Source organism: Marinobacter sediminicola, from assembly GCF_031157525.1.
GTDB classification, from domain to species: domain Bacteria; phylum Pseudomonadota; class Gammaproteobacteria; order Pseudomonadales; family Oleiphilaceae; genus Marinobacter; species Marinobacter sediminicola.
The window spans coordinates 37,740-56,996 of record NZ_JAVIXR010000003.1; the positions used below are offsets into that span (position 1 = coordinate 37,740).

The window sequence follows — 19,257 nt, forward strand, 5'->3', positions numbered from 1 at the left end:
CTCTTCCGGGGTGTATGTTTTTGGATTGTCCGTCTCCTCAAAGCTCATCACACCCTGTGAAAATGGCATACCTGACAACTACTTTTTTTGAGGAAGAAAAATGGCTTCTGCACCTTGGAACGACCTGCTGCAACTCGATAAACAACTGGATGAAACAGAGCGTCAGGTACGGGACAGCATTCGTGGTTTTTGTGACCAACGCCTTATGCCTGGCATTCTTGCAGCAAACCGTCATGAAAAATTCGACCGCAATATTTTCAATCAAATGGGCGATCTGGGCATGCTTGGCGCTACCTTGCCTGAGGAATACGGCGGCCCTGGCCTGAACCACGTTAGCTACGGCCTGATCGCTCGCGAGGTTGAACGAGTTGATTCTGCCTATCGCTCTGCACTGAGCGTTCAATCCTCACTGGTCATTCACCCAATTCATGCGTTCGGCCAAGAAGCTCTAAGAAAGCGCATTCTGCCAAAGCTGGCCTCAGGCGAACTGGTTGGCTGCTTCGGCCTGACCGAACCCAACCACGGCTCTGACCCGGGCAGCATGGAAACCCGTGCCAAAAAGGCAGACGGCGGCTACCTGCTAAGCGGCTCCAAAACCTGGATCACCAATTCTCCCATCGCCGATATTTTCGTAGTCTGGGCCAAGCTGGACGGCAAGGTGACCGGCTTTGTGATCGAGCGTGACGGTGCCAAAGGGCTCGACACCCCGAAAATTGAAGGGAAGTTCTCACTGCGCGCCTCAGAGACCGGCTCAATTTTTATGGACGAGGTGTTTGTACCGGAGGAAAACAAGCTGGACGTAGAAGGCTTGAAGGGGCCTTTCAGCTGCCTGAACAAAGCCCGCTTTGGCATTAGCTGGGGTTCCTTGGGCGCTGCCGAGTTTTGCTGGCACGCCGCTCGCAGTTACACCCTTGAGCGTACACAGTTCGGCCGGCCCCTGGCCGCCAACCAACTGATTCAAAAGAAGCTGGTAGACATGCAGACCGAAATCACTCTGGGCCTGCAAGCCGCACTGCAACTGGGGCGCATGATGGATGCCGGTGATGCCACGCCCGATGCGATTTCCCTGCTCAAACGCAACAACTGTGGCAAGGCGCTGGACATAGCTCGGGTCGCCCGCGACATGCACGGCGGTAACGGCATCTCAGACGAGTACCACGTGATCCGCCATGTGATGAATCTGGAAGCAGTGAACACATACGAAGGCACCCATGATGTTCACGCCCTGATTTTAGGCCGTGGCCAAACCGGTATTGCGGCATTTAGCTGATGCCCGGGGGGCAGAAGCCAAGCAAGCGCTTGCTGCAACTCGCTGCGTGCATTAGATTCAGCTCACGATAAGTACAACACGTCGGCGAGAACGTCGCGTCTCAGGAAGTAGAACGTTGCCTGCCAGGCCACTCCGCCGTTTCAGAAGCACATGATTCGTAAGAGCCTTGAAGGCCATTACTCAGACAATTAATCCATAAATCTGTGCTCAACCCCCGGCACTGGCCAGTGCCGGGCTATCCGCCAGCAGCAATTCTCTGATCGGCACAGATTCATCCGCAAACCGATCCGGCTGAACAGCCAGGTTTTGCGCGATGATTCGCTTGCTCAAAACAAACTCTTGCGGGCGGTTTACACAGTCCGCCGCAATGAGCCTCCCTTCTCTAAAGTAGAACGCAGCAAAGCTTCGGCCGGTGCGCCTGTCGCCTCGAATAACCAGTTGGTCATAACCCCGGCTCAGGCCCGCGATCTGCAATTTTAAATCGTACTGATCTGACCAGAACCACGGCAGAAACTCTGAGGTTCTGTTTTGGGCACAAATCGAGGCAGCAGCAACCCTGGCTTGTTCCGTAGCATTAGGAACAGATTCCAGGCGAATGCGGCAACCGTAAACGCTGTTAAACTGATTAGCGCAATCCCCCGCGGCAACTATGTTCTGGTCGCTGGTGCGGCAATGTTCATCCACCATTATGCCGTTGTCCACGTTGAGGCCAGCCGCTTCAGCAAGTTCCGTGTTCGGCAACACCCCTACGCCAACCACAACCAGATCGGCAGGGAACTCGGCGCCATCGGCACAAATAACCTTCTGCACACGACCATTACCGGAGAATCCTGAAACAGCGATATTGGTATGGATGCGCACGCCACCTTCCGTGTGTACCCGGTGGTAGAATTCGGATACCTCGGAAGCGGTCACCCGCCCCAGTAATCTTGGGCCTCGGTCTAAAAGGGTTACACGCATCCCCAGTTGACTTAGCGACGCCGCTGTTTCGAGGCCAATATAACCGCCCCCAACAATCACGGCATGCCTGCCGTCCACAACACTCGCTGTAATGGATTCAGCGTCGGCCATATTGCGCAAATAATGTATTCCGTTCAGATCACTGCCGGGCAGCTCCACCTTCCGGACTCGCGCGCCGGTACACAGCGCCAGCTTGTCGTAACTCAGCTGTTCGCTCTTTCCATCTTTCTCTCCATCACCCCCAACTAACGTCAGCGTCTGCTGATCCCGGTTGATGGCAGTAACCCGCCCTTGGCGAAACTGTATATCGTTCTTTTGATAAAACGCTGCCGGGCGAATTGGCAGGCTTTCAGCCGTTTTCTCACCAGACAAAAACGCCTTGGACAGCGGGGGCCGGTGATAAGGCAAGTGGGGCTCATCACCAATCACCAGGATGTTACCCTCCCAGCCTTCCTGGCGAAGGCTGGTGGTCAGTTGCGCGGCGGCATGGCTGGCGCCGATGACGATGCAGGTGCGGGTCATAAGCTCACGCCTCCGAGGGTTTGGCTGTGAGCTTGACGATCATCTTTGAATAACCGCGCACGAAGTTGGATTGCACGTATTCCGGATCGCCAATCACTTCAATCCTGTCAAAGCGCGCCAGCAGTTCTTCCCACAAAATACGCAACTGCAACTCGGCCAAACGGTTGCCCATGCAGCGGTGCACACCAAAGCCGAAAGACAGGTGGTTGCGGGCATTTTTGCGATCAATAATGAACTTTTCTGGCTGATCGATAGCGCGCTCGTCGCGGTTGCCGGAGGCGTACCACATCACTACCTTGTCGCCTTTCTTTATGGTCTGGCCGTTCAGTTCTACATCTTGTGTTGCAACACGGCGCATGTGCGCGAGGGGGGTTTGCCAGCGGATGATTTCTGACACCATATTCGTAATCAGGCTTGGGTCATTTTTGAGTTTGGTGAACTCATCCGGGAACCGATTCAGTGCAAACACACCACCGGTCATGGAGTTACGGGTCGTATCGTTGCCACCTACGATCAACAACGCCAGATTGCCCAGAAACTCCAACGGCCTGTTGATCAAATCTTTGGTTTCATCGTTGCTTTGCAACAGGGTGATCAAATCAAAGCCAGCTTCTTCCCCGGCTGCCGCTCTCGCTTTTTTGTCATACCACAGGCGTGAAAAATGCCGGGACATATCCACCATGCCGCGGAACAGTTCATCCGAATCGTTCAAACCACCGGTGGATTCAGTGCCTCCACCTGCCAGATCAGACCAGTAAACGAGCTTGCGGCGATTTTCATAAGGAAAGTCCAACAGAGTTGCCAGCATTCTTGAGGTCAGCTCAATGGAAACCTCTTCCACCCAGTTGAAGGGCCTGTTCAGCGGAAGTTTATCCAGAACGTCCCGGGTGCGTTCACGAATCAACCCTTCCATCTCTTTCAGGTTCTTAGGCGCGACAGCACCTTGCACCGCCGCCCGCTGAATATCGTGTTTGGGTGGGTCCATGGCGATGAACATTTCCACCGCGAGCTCGTCCGGTGCTTGGCCGATCACGATAAAAGGCTCTGAGGAAAACAACTTGTGGTTTTTGTCCACAAACAGAATGTCGTCATAGCGTGTAACCGACCAGAAGGGGCCGAATGCGCTGTTCTTCTGGTAATGCACCGGGCATTCATCCCGCAAACGCTTGAAGTACGACTCCCAACGATCTTGCCGATACAAAAAAGGATTGCTGACATCTATGTCTTCTATCGCCAGCGTTGATACATCCGGAATGGGCGCTTCCACGAATTCGGGAAATTCTTTGTATATGCCCAGCCTGGTTTTGGCCTTGTAAACAAAATGGGCGGCTTTGATTTGCATGGGCACGGGTATAAAAGCAGCGCCCTTCTCGGCAACCAGATTAACGAAATTCATAATGCGTCCATCCTTGCGGTTATTGTCTTTTTTGGAGGTGGGGGAGTGTCTAGCGCCGGTTACATCTGAAACTCAGGCAAACGCGCAACCAGTCCATCCATCGCATCCGTTGCGATGATCTGACAGGCCAACCGGGAGGTGGGCGCTCGATCCGGTGTCATATCCAACATCTGCAATTCCTCATCGCCGGCCTTGCCTGTGGCTGAAATCCAGTTGCCATCTACGATCACGTGGCAGGTGCCACAGGCCGCCTCACCGCCGCAGTCTGCATCGATGCCAGGCACGCCGTTATCCATGGCAATCTGCATCAGGGATTTACCCGTTTCTATTTCAACAGCGTGTTCTGCACCGTCGTGTTCGATGAATGTAATACTGCCCATATAGCGCTCCTGAAAATCGGCACACAAGGTATCTTGTGGTTGGTCACTCCAGACTAGGCAATCATTGCCCCCTACAGGAGGTCATTTTTTGACATTGCAGGGTCATTTAAAGACACTGTGCTTGTCAGGCACTGATCAGGAAGGCGCAGAAGCATGAAGAAAGAAGTGCAGGCCACAGGCCGAACGAGTGTAAATGCGGCCTGCATTCCCCCGAATTATTCTCGCCTGATCGCCCGGGTATTGGGCCTGCAAGCAAGGGAGCTGCCCACTCTACTCATGCAGACGGGCCTCTCAGTGAATCAGCTGATGCAGGACGACTCCCTGCTCACATCCAGCCAGCAAATGCAGATACTGCAAAACGCCTTGCGGATGACTGACGATGAGCTATTCGGCTTGCGCATTGGGCAATGCCTGACGCCAACCACCCACGGAGCCATGGGTTTTCTGGCCAGCAGTAGCCCCAATCTGTTGATCGCGCTTAAGGCTTTCGAGACTTACCTTCCCACCCGAGCCGACTTTTCCCACCTGGAGTTGAAGCGCAGCGAGTACTACTGGGAGTGCTATTGCTACTTTGATATGGCGCTTGATGCGGATGTGCACCGGGTTATTTCGGAAGCCTACGCATCCATTCTTTTTCAGTGTGCAGAGTTCATTATCGGGCAACCAGTTGAAGGCGCGCGCACCTGTTTCTCCTTTGCGGAGCCTGATTACAGCCAGTGTTATGCTGAATTCCTGCCTGGTGGCGTAGAGTTTTCTTCTCCGGAGTTGGTACTGAAGATCCCAGCACATCTGTGCGATATCCCAAACGCTGCGGCAAATAATGAAAACTATTCACTGGCACTGCGACAGTGCCAATCAATGCTGCAGAAACTACCGCTCAAAACCAACAACTGGACCCACCGCCTGCAAAAACTGATGCTTTCGCAGCCTCCGGGGGTGCTCAGCGAAGAAGAAGCGGCAGCCATGATGTTCATCAGCAAGCGCACCCTGGCTCGAAGGCTGGAACTGGAGGGTCGCAGCTTTCGGAGCATTCGCGATGAGATACTGTCGCAGCAGGCCAGTAGTTATCTGCGCAGCAGCACTATGTCGGTGGATGCGATTGCGGCCGTCCTCAGCTACCATGACAGCTCCAATTTTCGGCGGGCCTTCAAACGCTGGTTTCAGCTAACGCCGGATCAGTACCGAAAGCAGGCAAGATCCCAACCTCATGATTAACAAACCCCGCCCCCAGCAAGCCCGAAACGCCATAATGATGTTTGTAGGCATGATGCTGGTCGCCCTCAACCTGAGGCCAGCGCTGACCAGCGTTGGGCCGATTTTGAAGACTATTGGCGATAGCCTGCCGCTGTCGTCTGTTGGCCAAGGCGTACTCACAACCCTCCCGGTATTACTGCTGGGCCTGGCAGCGCCCATTGCGCCCCGTGCAGCGCGTAAACTCGGAATGGAGCGCTCCGTGTTGCTGGTTCTCATTACTCTGGGCCTGGCCATTGTTGCGCGCCCCTATCTGGGGGTAAGTGGCTTGTTTCTGGGCACGGCAGTGGCCGGCGGCTGCATCGGCATTATAAGTGTTTTGCTGCCGGGGATCGTGAAGCGCGACTTCCCCGAATCCGCCAGCCTGATGACCGGCATATACACTGCCACGTTGTGCGCAGGTGCCGCCATAGCGGCTGGTTCTACCGAGCCACTACGCATGGTTTTTGATGGCAACTGGCAGCCTGCTCTGGCTATCTGGGCCATACCTGCCGTTATTGCGGCACTTGTCTGGTGGTTCCAACTCGGCAGCAAGTACGTGCCCACCGAATTACCCGCTGCCGAAAAATCACTGTTCAAAGACAAGCTGGCCTGGCAAATAGCGCTTTTCATGGGCCTGCAGTCCTCCCTCGCCTACACGGTATTCGGCTGGCTACCAACCATCCTGCAAGACCGGGGCGTAGAGCCGGTTCAGGCCGGTCTGGCCCTGTCGGTTTCCATTATGGTGCAGGTACCCGCAGCCATTGCCGCGCCATGGATTGCCAGCAAAATGCGCGATCAGCGCTGTATGATTATGTTGGTTATGCTTGCGACGGCGATGGGGCTTGGTGGCAGTATCTACGCGCCCATTGAGAGTGCCTGGTTATGGGTAGCGGTGCTGGGACTGGGCCAAGGCGGCTCCTTCAGTATTGCCCTTACCCTCCTGGCGGTCAGAGCACGAGACGCCCAAACCGCTGCCCGCCTGTCGGGAATGGCCCAGAGCCTGGGCTACACCATGGCTGCAATTGGCCCTTTGCTGATGGGAATTTTGCACGAACAATTCGACAGCTGGAATGTTGCCGGCGGCGTCCTTGGCCTGATTGCGCTCGGTGCTCTTATTGCCGGGCTGGGTGCCGGCCGGCAGCGGTACGTGCTTGATCAATAGATAGAGGCGCTATTGCGTGCCATCACCTCGCACGCCGAGACGGTCGAGGTACACATGCAGTTCGGCTTCGCTCATATCGACATACTCCAACACCCGCCCATAAAGCATAACGGTTGGAACGTTCCGCCCGTTCCGCTCTTTCTGGGTCTCATGGATCAGGTACAGAATAAGCCTCTCTGTGCGTGTCAGACCATCTCGCACATCCGGAATCACCTCCAAAACCTGCTGCCACTCTTCAGGGCCCATAAGCTTCCTCTATTTCACACCGAAACAGGCTCACATCCAGATCCCCTAACTGTTTGTCTTACTAGTACTTCCCGGAGACCTCAGCTAACCTGATTCTTGGTACTCAAACTCACCGCTCAACAGATCATTATATGGGAAAGATCCGGGACGCCGCAGCCCAAATAACCAAACTGCACTGGATAGTCATCTGCCTTTCCTTTCTGCTGACCGTGTCAGCCTGGCAGATCTCTTCACAGATTGCCGATGCCAGGGCTGAAGACCAGTTTGAACAACGGGTTGAACAGCTCAATGAACTGTTAATGGACCGGATGCAAAAATACGAGTTTGCGTTGATTTCCGGGGCAGGCGTAATCCGCGCAAACAACAATGCTCTCTCGCTCACCCAGTGGCGGAAATTTGCAGAGGTTCTTGCAGTGCAAGACCGATTGCCGGGGGTTCGCGGCATTGGCGTTATCAAAAGGGTGCCGGAAAGCAACCTTGAAGCCTACCTTGCAGAAGAGCGGATAGAACGTCCGGACTTTCGTGTTCACCCGCCTCACACAGGTTCGGACTATTGGCCCATCACCTACCTTGAACCTCTCGCCGGGAACGAAGCCGCCATTGGCCTTGATATGGCTCACGAATCAAACCGCTTCACTGCGGCCCAGAAAGCGATGCGCACAGGCGAAACGCAAATTACCGGACCCATAGCGCTGGTTCAGGACGATGAGAAGAAGCCAGGTTTTCTGTTTTTCCATCCCTTCTATCGCACCCTGGGCGTGCAACAACAAGACAACAGGGAAGCTGACTTCCTTGGCCTTGTGTACGCGCCCTTTCTTGTTTCCCGACTTATGGGGGGCACCCTGGCAAACACGAACCGACTGTTGCACTTTCAAATCAGTGATGGCGATCACCTGCTTTACAGCGAGTTCAGTGAAACAGCGGAGAATAACTACGACACCTCACCCATGTTCCAGACCTCCTACTCTCTCGATATCTATGGGCGGGAATGGCAATTTGAGGTACAGACAACCCGGCTTTTCGAAAAGTACAACGTAAGCAGGCAGCCCGCAGCCATTCTGGTGAGCGGTCTGATCATCAACGGGCTCATACTGGCAGCCTTCCTCCTGCTTTCCAACGCCAAGCGTCGGGCCGAACAGGAAGTTATTGAGAAGACGGCTGAGCTGAACATGCAGAAGCAGGAAGCCGAATCTGCCGTTAAGGTGAAAACGGCATTCCTGGCCAACATGAGCCATGAAATCCGTACGCCAATGAACGCCATTATCGGCATGCTGGTGCTTTTGAAAGAGGCCTGCCTCAACGACTACTCCCGCCGCCTGGTAAGCAAAGCATTCTTAGCCTCCGAGGTGTTGTTGCAGCTTTTGAATGACATTCTGGATCTGTCCAGAATTGAAGCAGACCATATCGAACTGGATTATCAGCCGTTTGAAATCGAAGCGCTGGTTCAACGCAGCGTTGAGTTGTTCGCCATCACTGCAGAAGAGAAAGGGCTGAAACTAAGGGTAAACATTGCGCCGTCCACACCCAGGTGTGTCACAGGCGACCTCATGCGAATTTCTCAGATTTGCACCAACCTGGTGGGGAACGCTATCAAGTTCACCCAGGAAGGTAGCGTGAGTGTGAGCATCGGATTTAGCAGCACAGACGAGACCCACGGCGTTCTCAAAATTACCGTGAAAGATACCGGCATAGGGATCAGGGAAGAGGACCAACAGCGGGTTTTCGAGAACTTTCGTCAAGCCGATGAATCCACCAGCCGCGTATTCGGCGGCTCGGGCCTTGGCTTGGCAATCAGCAACCATCTCGCAAAACTCATGGGCGCGACGCTCAGCCTGGAAAGCGCCGAAAACCAGGGTTCCAAGTTTACCCTGATGATCCCGGTCGCTCTGGCCGAGAATGAGAAGAGCATCGGCACCCGCCGTGTTACAAGCCCGATTCAAGTCTATCACTATGGCATGAACCACAACCTTTCCCTGCTGGAAGCCTACCGCGAACACTGGTCTCTGGAGCTGACGAAAGCCGCATCCCTGAATGAGATCAAGTCCATATTGGCAGCGGGGCCTGGCGAAGGGAGTGCCAAGCCGTCAATGGTGATCGTCGATATGGACGATCTAGAAACAGAGATCGCCAAAGGATTTGTACAGGAACTGTTGGCGACACCAGAGCAATACCAAATAAAAGGGCTTCTGGTGGTTGTACCCGCCGGCTTCAAGCAAAACTGGATGATTGAGTTTCAGGATGCCGGCGGCCGCACAGCCTATGAACCTCTAACTCCCTCCAAGCTATTCGAGCATCTCGCGCCAAAGCAGTTGGAAGAACACACGCTCTCATCGTCTCCTCGTCCCTTATTTCACAATCTGAGGGTACTGATTGTGGATGACGTGCAACTCAATTGCGAAATCGTTGCAAGCTATCTTAGCTCGTTTGGTGTGCAATCCGAGTCTGTCCATAACGGCGCCGACGCCATGCAGTGCCTGGAAAGCCGCCCATTCAATCTAGTTCTGATGGATCTTCATCTGGACGGTGAAACAGGACAGGACATTACCCGCCAGATTCGAGCCCATGAGGGTATCAGCCAACCGATCATAGCCGCGCTTTCTGCTTCAATATCCGAACATGACCGCAGCAGCGCGTACAGCGCGGGTATGGACGACTACCTGACCAAACCTGTTCTTCCCGGAGACATTCAAAGGTTGCTGCAAGCCTTTTTCAAAGACCATGCCGCTAGCGGCGAATCTTCTTCCCCGGCACGGGAGGCAAAACCGCCGGAACAAACATCCAATGCCCAACTGCCTGATTTTATATCCCGATCTGAGTACCAGACCCTATTCGGAGCCGACCCCGGCCTGTTCAACCGGTGCCTGCGCAGCTTCCTGGCTAGCTCCACAGAGATGACCGCTGCTCTGGAGCACTGCGTGGAGCAAAACGATCCGGCAGCGACCAAGGCCATTGCTCACAAAATTAAGGGGGCGGCGGCCAATATCGCTGACATAGAATTAGCCAAGGTCGCGGATAAAGTTGAAGAGGTCGCGGAATCGGACAGCTCAGGACTCGGGCCGGAAATGCTTCTGACAACTCTGATGGAGCATATTCAGCAGCTTTCTGAAATGGCCAGCGCCGCAGAATCCACAGGGCGGGCTGCTATTATGACAAGCGAACCCGTGAATCAGATCATTGAACGGATGATGCAGCGACTGGCCGGCAACCGTATTGCGAGTGACGGTGACATCGATCAGGTGTTGGCATTTCTGTGCGAGAATGGCGAAACTACCCTTGCATCACGGCTGCGCCGGGCACTTGAAACCTACAAATTTAGCGAGGCCACCGATCTACTGTCGGAGGTGAAATCTGAAGGCCGGGGCAGTTAACCTGATGAGTATAAACAGCGCACCAACGGTGCTGATCGTAGAAGATGAACCCGTAGGCATTGCCAGCCTCGTTGGCATTCTGGGGGACGCCTGCGAACTGATCATCAGCCAGAGCCTGGCAGAAGCAAAAGAGCTACTGTCTGACGAAATAGACATAGTACTTCTCGATCTGTACCTGCCCGATGGCTCCGGGCTCGATTTCCTCAACGAGCTCAGGGCGTCTGAACGGTTTGCCTACGTGCCTGTTATCTGCATTTCCGCTTCTGATAACACTCAGGATATTGAGGAAGCCTTTCGGCATGGCGCAACAGACTATGTGCTGAAACCGTTCAATAAAGCCATACTCAGCTCCAAAGTATCGACGTTCATTGACCTTAAACGTAAAACCGACATGCTGGCTGAAGCAGCACTTATTGACCCCTTAACCGGGGTTGGCAACAGGCGCCTGTTCAACCAACAACTTGATCTGGAGTGGCGACGCGCTTGGCGCCAGAACAACTCCGTAGGTCTGGTACTGGTCGACCTGGATCATTTCAAGCAGATCAATGATCAACATGGCCATGCCTTGGGCGATGCGTGCCTGCAAAAGCTCGCAGATACCATGAATATCAGTTTTGCTCGGGCTGGCGAGGTGGTTGCACGCCTCGGAGGTGACGAGTTTGTCGCGCTTATACCCGGGGCCGATCTGCAAAACACCGTGCTGGCGGCAAACAACCTCATCCAGTCCGTTCGGGCCGAATTCCAGAACCGCCCAGAGTATGCGAAAACCTGCCCGCCTTTCACCATATCCGTCGGTTGCTCGGCCATTCAGCCGTCATCTTTGTCAAATGCCGCCGAGTTGGTTGAAGCCGCAGACAGGAGTCTTTATGAAGCCAAGGAAGATGGAGGGCGCAACTGTGTCAGACCCTTACTTTGAATTTATCACGCAAGATGGATCAGAGCTGTTCGGGTTAAGCAGCAACCCAAAGATTCTGGTTGTTGACGATGAACCGACCAACATTCGTGTTCTGACAGATGCTCTCAACGAGGACTACGACTTGGTGGTCGCATCCAGCGCTGCTGAAGCCATGAACATTCTTGAGCAAGGCGACAAACCCCACCTGATTCTGCTGGACATCATGATGCCGGGAACGGATGGGCTCCAGATGTGTCGCGACCTGAAAGCCAGACGCGATTTGCAGCATATACCGGTTATATTTATCACAGCCCTGAGCGACTCGAAATCAGAAGAGAAAGGGTATATAGCCGGCGCCGTTGACTATATCCACAAGCCTATCCGCTTGCCTGCCGTCAGGGCCCGAGTGCGCACGCACATTTCCCTCCCGGGAATGCTTGCTCACATCACGGCTCTGAATAGAGAACTCAAAGAACAGATTGAAAAACTGGCCAACTCGGGACAGCCTGGCAATAACCTGTTCGAAAGAGTCTTCATGGCAACCTCGGAAGGCATTATCCTCTTGGACGCCAACAACACCATCATCGCAGTGAACTCTGCCTTTTCCCGCATTACCGGGTATTCCGAAAAAGACGTACTCAATATGAGCTACGAGAATCTGAGCAAAGATATAGATACTCAACTGAGCCTGGACAGCATCTGCAAGCATCTAACGGATCACGACCACTGGTCTGGCGAGCTTCACAGCCGGCGCAAATCCGGCGAGCTCTATCCGGAACTCCGAACCATCAGCACCATTCGCTCAACCAACAATGATGTCACGCACTACGTTGTCGTGTTTAATGATATATCCAGTGTAAAAGAGACTGAGCAGCGGCTGGAAGAACTGAAGTGGCGCGATCCGGTTACAGGCCTTTCAAACCGGGCTCTGTTCCTGACCCAGCTCGGTACCGTGCTGAAATTCTGCACTCGTGGCAGTGTGTCTACCGCCGTCCTCGTGGTGGATATCAATAATTTCCGCTATATCAACGAAACTTTCGGCTTTAAATGCGGTGACCTGGTGATCAGAGAGTTCGCCAAACGCCTGCGCCGCGCTGTGTTCACTGACGACTCCATAGCCAGGCTGTCTGGCGACGAATTTGGCATTGTTCTGGCCCCTAAGCAGTGGGCCATTGATGACGCGTACCGAGTTGTATTAGGGCTGTACGATCGTATCCAGAGCAGTCTGACCGAACCTATTCAAACTGACGACAACCCTGCCGTCCACCTTGAAGTTACCGTGGGTGCCGCCCTATACCCGACTAAAAGCTCAAACTCACCCTCTTCCGCGCTGCAACATGCCGAAACCGCTCACCGCAGTGCCAAAGCGGTAAATCGGCCATTCGCGATTTTTGAAGATTCCATGAGCGATCAAATTCGCCACCAGCTACAGATCGAATCGGAGCTGAAACGGGCGCTAGAGCGCGATGAACTGGTGCTGTACGCGCAGCCCCAACTGTCTCCAGAGAGGGTTCTTTACGGGCTTGAGATTCTGGTTCGCTGGGATCACCCCGAACGCGGTCTACTGGGCCCGGGCGAGTTCATTCCTCTTGCGGAAAACACCCGGCAAATTGTGAAGGTCGAGCGCTGGATTCTGCGCAAATCCATGGAAAGAATGGTAGAAGTTCACAGAACTCATCCCGAGCTTCGCTGCGCCATCAACATATCGATCAAGCACTTCGCAGAAGATGATTTTGTAGCGGCTGTGGAAAACCTGTTAGCCGCGTCCGGGTTTCCGGCTGAGCTACTTACCCTGGAACTTACAGAAAGTGTTTCAGCTGACAATCTGGAAGCCGTTATCCAAAAGATGCAGGCATTGCGCAGCCTGGGGTGCACCTTCTCACTCGATGATTTTGGAACCGGCTATTCGTCGCTATCCCGCTTGCAACGCCTGCCTATATCCGAGGTCAAAATTGATCGCAGCTTCGTGCTTTTAGCTCCCAATGAGCCCATGAACGCCAACATCGTTGCAATGGTTGTGAGGATTGGCGACACCATGGGCGCTCGCGTCGTTGCGGAGGGTGTCGAAACCCAAATTCATGCAGATTTTCTCGCAACTCTGCACCCTCACGTTTGCCTACAGGGTTACTTCTTCGGCGTTCCACAGCCTATTGAAACGTTTATGGACCCGGAAGAGCCACCGTTGAGCTGACTCTTCCGGGTTTCATTTAGCCTGCGGGGCGTCCTTGATCTGGCTGGCTGTAGTCGCAAACACCATCAGGGAAGATTTCATTCAGCCTCGTAATCTCGGGTTCCGTGAATGAAACGGTTCCGTAGGTGTCGTCGTTCAATGCTGTTTCAACCGACTTTAGCGCGCACTTGAAAATACTACCCTCGATAGGGCCACCCGCCACTATCCGAGAAGTAGTGTAGGTTTCGAATTCGGCAGTACAAGCGCCATCAGGCTGGTCATCAAGAATGCCGTTCCATACGCTGTCTCCCTTGGCGATAAGAGTACCGTCCGCTTTAAAGCAGCTATCTACCGCTGCCGCCGGCTTGTTGTCGGCGATACTCAGCTCGGGATTCTCACGCATATTCATCAGCCAGTCGTGCAGCACTCCCAGCGCATCCATCGTTGGGTCTGAGCTTTTATCCGGCCTCGGTCTGTTTCCATCCGAAGTGTCGGTTGGTCTGCCGTCGGTAAACCAGATTACCTGGTTACCTGAGTCTTCCATCTTGTTGATGATGCGCTGGCGCACTGAGAAGGACTGGTGACTGTTGTGCATATCCAGCACTTCCTCCAAGTAGTGCCTCCAATCTATAACCGGAATATTGAGCTGGCCGTCGAAGACCATCCCAACGTCATAGGCCGCCTGAATCGCTAACAAATCACCCTCAGTGCGAGGTGCTGGCGCCGTACCATCGGCACTCAGGTTCATGTTGCGGGAGCTCCAGGGGTCGAACTTGGTTGGATCAGCAAAGACGTCTGCTTCCGTACCAATAAACGGAAAGCCCTCCTGCACCATTTCGGAAGGATGTTTCCATCCGCCAACCTGCGCGTTCAGCTTGAGAAACTCGGTTTTGGTGATTTTGCCATCAACCAATGCTCCGAGGCCGTACTGTACGCCAACGTTGTCGTACAGAGTACGTGGGTCGCCGTTCTCATCAACGCCGTAGATATTTCGCAGGTCGTCATAATGAGACCATTCCACAGTACCCATCACGCCGGCTGGCTCCATAAGTTCCTGATTATCCGCATACCCAAACGCAGGGTTCATCACCAAAGGCGTAAGCCCACGCCAAGCCGGGATGCACTCAGTCATTCCGGGCGCCGTACTAAACCCAAACGTTTGCTTTGCACCCGCAAATGGATCCGGGTAGTCGTCGGTGGCATTTAACCCCACCAGCCAGGAGCGGTTTTTGGTGATCTGCCACTTGGCATTGCCCTTATCGGTTACGTCCATGTAGTACTCCAGCAACTCACAGTCACCGATGTGAATGGTCTGGGTGACCATGTCGGGATAGGAGTACTGGGGCATACCTGCATCCAGCAAGTCGGGATGATTCTGAGAATAGACGTACTGTTGGATAGCGCCACCAGATCCGCCGACGGACACGGTGTACTCAGGCACACCAAAGCGCTTGATGAAGTGTTCCTTCACCATCAATGCCGTTTCGCCACCCACCTGAAGGTTGTAGTGGGTGTCTGCTTTGGTACCGGTGGAATAAATAATGGCATAACCCTTCGCAAGGGCATCTGGGCGCAACGCTCGGCTGTTGCTAACACGGCCCTGTGAATGCCCTATGGCAACGCCGCCCTGAAAGTGGAACAGCAATCGGCCGTTCCAGTTTGCAGCCGATGTGTCATCCGGCTCATCCCCGAGATTGGCAAGTGTGGCAAAGCTGTATATGAACCGATTAATGGTACCTCGCTCCTGCCGAACAACGAAATCAACAGTGCGACCGTCGGTCAGTTCAGTGGTGGCCATGTCCGCCGGCCGGGGGCCTTCACCTGGAAGCGGCACCCAATCACCATCGGTTGTGCGATAGACAAACTCCACATAGGAATCGATCGAACAATCCTTGCTCAAACCTATCTTGTTCGCATCGCTATCCATAACCGGGAAGCCGGCATCGCCCGCGGTATCTACCAAAGGCTGCTTCCCCAGCTCGGTTGTAACGGTACATACAAACGGATATTGCTGTGGACCAGAAAAGATTGGGCCGCTCACCGGATAAACCGTCAGAATCAGATCGCTCACTGGCCCGGATTCGCTATGGTGCAACTCCAGCCGGTTTTCACCTTCAACGAGGCCCGCTACCAGAATCTCCGGGCCATTCCGCCCTGTCCTTACTTCCGGAGTGACCATCGCACCATTAAGCCAGAATTTCAGGCTGTTCATTTCTCTGGAAACGGCTGCTACGTCTCCCTCCAGGCCAATCAGTACCGTATCGCCACTGATCTGGTCTGGAGCGCTGGAAAGACTGACAAGATCAAGATCTGGCGGGCTTGAGGAACTATTACTGGAGCCACCAAAACAACCACTGAGCAGAAACACAGATATTCCGGCAATCGCTAAAGATTGCACTATCAGGCGAGTAAGCATCGAAAATACCCTCTTGGCGTTATTATTGTTACCGAGCGTTTTATCGAAGCTGGAAGCTGGTACTACACGAAAAAGCTATGTTTTTTTCTTTTCAAGACTAGTCCACCTTTCACCGAAGGTACAGTGCACCACCGGTATAGCGTAAATCTTCACACAGCCACCCAGACTTGATTTAGAACAATGACAACTATCGTCCGATCAGGCCTGTCGCGTTAATGTAGTGCGACCCCTCGTTATCTTCCAAACGAATACAAATACTGTTTTTAAAGCCCGCCTTTACTTGCTTTCGGTTGTCGGCTTTGATTAAGGTGTATTTGTAATGCATCAACAGGAAAAACTATGACGCCCACCATCGCCATTCTCCTGATCATTACCTTCGTGCTTTCCACGGTTGGTTTACTGCTACTGATCTGGTCTATCGCCAACAATCAGTTCAGCCATGGTCAGGCTGCGGCACGCACTATCTTCTCCCCAGGTGAAGAAGGCCACAGCGAAGACCCTGCGCGGCCTTCAGACCCGACGTTTACCGGCAACACCAGTGAGCAGACCGCAGCCATAGAAGCACGCTGGACAGCTGATCAATCCTCAAGAACAGCGGTCCTCACCTGGCTGAGTTCATCGGTTTTCTGGTTGCTTCTGGGCTCATTTTTTGGCCTGGCATCCTCCATCAAAATGCACCTCCCGGAATTTTTGACGGCCAGTGAGTTTCTTACCTTTGGCCGAATTCGCCCCGTACACCTGAACGCCGTTACTTATGGCTGGGCGTCTATGGCGGGCATTGGCGTAGCGCTTTTTCTGATTCCAAGATTGTTCAAAACCCCGTTAGTGGGCGGTAAGTACGCCGTTATTGGCGGCTTTATCTGGAATATCGGCCTGGTTCTGGGCTTGAGCGCCATCACGCTGGGGCTTTCTGATGGCGAGGAGTGGCTGGAGTTTCCCTGGCAAATCGACATTCTGTTTGTAGTGGGCGGTGCCCTGTGTGCCGTACCTTTGCTACTCACCGCCGCCAACCGGAAAGTGGAACACCTATATGTTACAAGCTGGTACCTGATGGCTGCGTTGGTGTGGTTTCCCTTTCTGTTCCTCATTGCCAACCTGCCTTTTGCCTTTCCGGGGGCCTCAGGCGCTACAGTAAACTGGTGGTTCGCTCATAACGTGCTTGGGCTCTGGGTAACACCCATCGGCATCGGCATTGCCTACTACATGATTCCTAAAATTCTTGGCCGGCCAATTATCTCCTATCAGTTATCGCTCATCGGCTTTTGGTCACTGGCCTTGTTCTATAGCCAGGTAGGTATCCACCACCTGATTGGCGGCCCCATTCCGACCTGGCTGGTCACGCTTTCAATTGTTCACAGCGTGATGATGTCGATCCCGGTGATTACCGTTGCCATCAACCATCACGGCACCATGATGGGCAACTTCAGTCGCCTGAAAGACTCCCCAACCCTGCGCTTTGTATGGATTGGTGCACTCATGTACACCGTGGCTTCGCTTCAAGGCTCTATGGAAGCTCTTCGCAGCATCAACGTGATAACGCACTTCACCCACTACACCGTGGCCCATGCGCATTTGGGCATGTACGCCTTCCTGAGCTTTATCCTGTTTGGCGCCGTGTATTTCATTATGCCTCGCCTGACGAACTGGGAATGGCCATGGCGCAAGCTGATCAGCCTGCACTTCTGGCTGGTGAGCATTGGCATTCTGATTTACGTGGTGTCGCTGACCATCGCAGGTTGGAAGCAAGGCGTTGCATTGCTTGATGCCGCCATGCCGTTCATGGACATAGTGAAAATGACACTGCCCGCACTTCAGGCCCGTACCGTTGGTGGTGCTCTGATGACACTGGGGCACCTGGTGTTCGCCTTCCACTTCATCGCCATGCTGATGCGCCGCGGTGCTGCCACTGAGCAACCGACCCTCTTCCGCCCAGCCACCAAGGAGAACGCTCAATGAAACGTGCTCTTGCAATCATGGTCGGCGCAGCTCTGATTCTATTGCTGGCCACGCTTACCCTGGTGGTTATGCCCTACCTGCAAATGTCTGCAGAACAGGTTCCGCCAGATCTCAAGCCTTACACGGAACAACAACAGCGTGGGCGGCAGGTCTATATCGCAAACGGCTGTGTCTACTGCCACAGCCAGCAGCCCCGAGACCCAAGCTTCGCACCGGGAGACAAAGACCGGGGATGGGGTCGTCCATCGGTGCCCGGCGACTACGCCTACGATGAACCTCACCTGCTGGGCACCATGCGTACCGGCCCGGATCTGTTCAACATTGGCGCTCGCCAGCCCAGCATCGACTGGCAGTTGATGCACCTGTACAACCCGAGGGCCATTATCAAAGGCAGCATCATGCCTTCCTACCCCTTCCTTTTCCGCCATGTGGAGGAACCGGCAGAAGGCGACAAGGTGGTGAATATACCACCGCCCTACGGCCCGGAAACCGGGAAAATTGTCGCCACTGAAGATGCGCTGGCCTTGGCGGAGTACATGCTCGCCCTTGACCACACGTACCCGGCACCGACTTTGCCGAAGAAACCGCCAAATTCCGATGAGCCCAAGGAGAACCGTGCGCCATGAACCAGCATGACCATCGCGCTCAATTTCGTGAAGCGCCCGAACCGGAAGAAGGCACACGCGCCACGCCAAAGATTGTATTGGCCTGGATCGCCATACTGATTGTGTGGGGCGTGGGCTATTACGCCTGGCAGATTGGCAAGCCGATGCTGGGTGGTGACAGCCGCTCAGCGGTGGCAACGGTGCAGCAGGAGCCAAATCCTGCCGACAATTCTGCAGCTACCAGAGGCGCTGAAGCGTCAGGGAATTCAGATTCTGGCAGTAACACAGCGGCTGCAAAGCCTGACGGAAAGGCCATTTACAGCGCACAATGCAGCGCCTGCCATCAGGCAAACGGGCAGGGTGTGCCGGGTGCCTTCCCTCCACTGGCTGATAGCGAGTGGCTGGTGGCGGATGCGGCTATTCCGGTGGCGATCGTTCACGATGGTCTGCAGGGCAAAATTGAGGTTGCCGGCAATAGCTACCAAGGCGTCATGCCCAAATTCGGTGGCACTCTCTCCAATGCGGAACTGGCTGCTGTCCTGAGCTATGCCCGCAATGAATGGGGCAATAGCGCCAGCGAGATCGCCCCCTCCGCTGTCAGCGAACACACAGACCGTTTTGGTGACCGCGGAGACTGGTCTGCCGAGGAACTGAAGGAGGTTTTCGGGGAACCCTGAG

Annotated in this window: 14 protein-coding genes; 9 read left to right on the top strand and 5 right to left on the bottom strand. The window is 54.2% G+C overall.

Translation table 11 applies throughout. The features are described from left to right. Positions 1-100 precede the first annotated feature (100 nt). Complete coding sequence (locus RG807_RS05165; protein ID WP_309043938.1) at positions 101-1,270, top strand: acyl-CoA dehydrogenase; 1,170 nt, start codon at positions 101-103, stop codon at positions 1,268-1,270. A gap of 207 nt (positions 1,271-1,477) precedes the next feature. On the opposite strand, the gene RG807_RS05170 is transcribed toward RG807_RS05165, so the two are convergent. The 3 genes from RG807_RS05170 to RG807_RS05180 are packed head-to-tail and all read right to left on the bottom strand — an operon-like array spanning position 1,478 to position 4,528. Continuing rightward, complete coding sequence (locus tag RG807_RS05170) at positions 1,478-2,752, bottom strand: NAD(P)/FAD-dependent oxidoreductase (RefSeq protein WP_309043939.1); 1,275 nt, start codon at positions 2,750-2,752, stop codon at positions 1,478-1,480. Positions 2,753-2,756: 4 nt separating this feature from the next. Then, entirely contained in the window at positions 2,757-4,148 is a 1,392-nt protein-coding gene (locus tag RG807_RS05175; protein WP_309043940.1) for a cytochrome P450, read from the bottom strand. A gap of 59 nt (positions 4,149-4,207) precedes the next feature. Beyond that, positions 4,208-4,528, bottom strand: coding sequence for a 2Fe-2S iron-sulfur cluster-binding protein (locus tag RG807_RS05180; RefSeq protein ID WP_309043941.1), 321 nt, complete (start codon positions 4,526-4,528; stop codon positions 4,208-4,210). Between the two features lie 153 nt (positions 4,529-4,681). Here RG807_RS05180 and cypR point away from each other — a divergent pair, with 153 nt between their 5' ends. Together cypR and RG807_RS05190 are read left to right on the top strand one after the other, a co-directional pair. Beyond that, complete coding sequence (gene cypR, locus RG807_RS05185) at positions 4,682-5,743, top strand: transcriptional regulator CypR (RefSeq protein WP_309043942.1); 1,062 nt, start codon at positions 4,682-4,684, stop codon at positions 5,741-5,743. Next, on the top strand, positions 5,736-6,923 hold the full coding sequence (locus tag RG807_RS05190; protein ID WP_309043943.1) for a CynX/NimT family MFS transporter: 1,188 nt from the start codon (positions 5,736-5,738) through the stop codon (positions 6,921-6,923). The genes cypR and RG807_RS05190 overlap by 8 nt, the downstream gene beginning before the upstream one ends. A 9-nt stretch (positions 6,924-6,932) precedes the next feature. On the opposite strand, the gene RG807_RS05195 is transcribed toward RG807_RS05190, so the two are convergent. Continuing rightward, positions 6,933-7,169, bottom strand: coding sequence for a hypothetical protein (locus tag RG807_RS05195; RefSeq protein WP_309043944.1), 237 nt, complete (start codon positions 7,167-7,169; stop codon positions 6,933-6,935). A 131-nt stretch (positions 7,170-7,300) separates the two neighbouring features. Here RG807_RS05195 and RG807_RS05200 point away from each other — a divergent pair, with 131 nt between their 5' ends. Genes RG807_RS05200 through RG807_RS05210 form a run of 3 tightly spaced genes read left to right on the top strand, consistent with a single transcriptional unit; the run spans position 7,301 to position 13,623 of the window. Then, positions 7,301-10,537, top strand: a complete 3,237-nt coding sequence (locus RG807_RS05200; RefSeq protein WP_309043945.1) for a CHASE domain-containing protein — start codon at positions 7,301-7,303, stop codon at positions 10,535-10,537. Positions 10,538-10,541: 4 nt separating this feature from the next. After that, entirely contained in the window at positions 10,542-11,453 is a 912-nt protein-coding gene (locus RG807_RS05205) for a GGDEF domain-containing protein (RefSeq protein ID WP_309043946.1), read from the top strand. Then, positions 11,404-13,623 (top strand): two-component system response regulator, encoded by a 2,220-nt coding sequence (locus RG807_RS05210; RefSeq protein ID WP_309043947.1) that lies wholly within the window; start codon positions 11,404-11,406, stop codon positions 13,621-13,623. The genes RG807_RS05205 and RG807_RS05210 overlap by 50 nt, the downstream gene beginning before the upstream one ends. 16 nt (positions 13,624-13,639) lie before the next feature. Here the strand turns inward: RG807_RS05210 and RG807_RS05215 are convergent, their stop codons facing one another. Then, entirely contained in the window at positions 13,640-16,018 is a 2,379-nt protein-coding gene (locus RG807_RS05215) for a DUF6351 family protein (protein ID WP_309043948.1), read from the bottom strand. Positions 16,019-16,357: 339 nt separating this feature from the next. On the opposite strand from RG807_RS05215, the gene RG807_RS05220 reads away from it, so the two are divergent. The 3 genes from RG807_RS05220 to RG807_RS05230 are packed head-to-tail and all read left to right on the top strand — an operon-like array spanning position 16,358 to position 19,256. Then, positions 16,358-17,974 (top strand): cbb3-type cytochrome c oxidase subunit I, encoded by a 1,617-nt coding sequence (locus RG807_RS05220; protein ID WP_309043949.1) that lies wholly within the window; start codon positions 16,358-16,360, stop codon positions 17,972-17,974. Then, complete coding sequence (locus RG807_RS05225) at positions 17,971-18,600, top strand: cbb3-type cytochrome c oxidase subunit II (RefSeq protein ID WP_309043950.1); 630 nt, start codon at positions 17,971-17,973, stop codon at positions 18,598-18,600. The genes RG807_RS05220 and RG807_RS05225 overlap by 4 nt, the downstream gene beginning before the upstream one ends. Beyond that, positions 18,597-19,256: a c-type cytochrome gene (locus RG807_RS05230; RefSeq protein ID WP_309043951.1), complete on the top strand. Its 660-nt coding sequence runs from the start codon at positions 18,597-18,599 to the stop codon at positions 19,254-19,256. Before RG807_RS05225 ends, RG807_RS05230 begins: the two co-directional genes overlap by 4 nt. Position 19,257 lies beyond the last annotated feature (1 nt).

Excerpts from the sequence above, each read along its gene's own strand:
- RG807_RS05175 (WP_309043940.1), bottom strand. The coding sequence starts at position 4,148 with ATGAATTTCGTTAATCTGGTTGCCGAGAAGGGCGCTGCTTTTATACCC.
- RG807_RS05210 (WP_309043947.1), top strand. The coding sequence starts at position 11,404 with ATGAAGCCAAGGAAGATGGAGGGCGCAACTGTGTCAGACCCTTACTTT.
- RG807_RS05170 (WP_309043939.1), bottom strand. The coding sequence starts at position 2,752 with ATGACCCGCACCTGCATCGTCATCGGCGCCAGCCATGCCGCCGCGCAA.
- RG807_RS05195 (WP_309043944.1), bottom strand. The coding sequence starts at position 7,169 with ATGGGCCCTGAAGAGTGGCAGCAGGTTTTGGAGGTGATTCCGGATGTG.
- cypR (WP_309043942.1), top strand. The coding sequence starts at position 4,682 with ATGAAGAAAGAAGTGCAGGCCACAGGCCGAACGAGTGTAAATGCGGCC.
- RG807_RS05220 (WP_309043949.1), top strand. The coding sequence starts at position 16,358 with ATGACGCCCACCATCGCCATTCTCCTGATCATTACCTTCGTGCTTTCC.
- RG807_RS05200 (WP_309043945.1), top strand. The coding sequence starts at position 7,301 with ATGGGAAAGATCCGGGACGCCGCAGCCCAAATAACCAAACTGCACTGG.
- RG807_RS05205 (WP_309043946.1), top strand. The coding sequence starts at position 10,542 with ATGAGTATAAACAGCGCACCAACGGTGCTGATCGTAGAAGATGAACCC.
- RG807_RS05225 (WP_309043950.1), top strand. The coding sequence starts at position 17,971 with ATGAAACGTGCTCTTGCAATCATGGTCGGCGCAGCTCTGATTCTATTG.
- RG807_RS05165 (WP_309043938.1), top strand. The coding sequence starts at position 101 with ATGGCTTCTGCACCTTGGAACGACCTGCTGCAACTCGATAAACAACTG.
- RG807_RS05230 (WP_309043951.1), top strand. The coding sequence starts at position 18,597 with ATGAACCAGCATGACCATCGCGCTCAATTTCGTGAAGCGCCCGAACCG.
- RG807_RS05180 (WP_309043941.1), bottom strand. The coding sequence starts at position 4,528 with ATGGGCAGTATTACATTCATCGAACACGACGGTGCAGAACACGCTGTT.
- RG807_RS05190 (WP_309043943.1), top strand. The coding sequence starts at position 5,736 with ATGATTAACAAACCCCGCCCCCAGCAAGCCCGAAACGCCATAATGATG.
- RG807_RS05215 (WP_309043948.1), bottom strand. The coding sequence starts at position 16,018 with ATGCTTACTCGCCTGATAGTGCAATCTTTAGCGATTGCCGGAATATCT.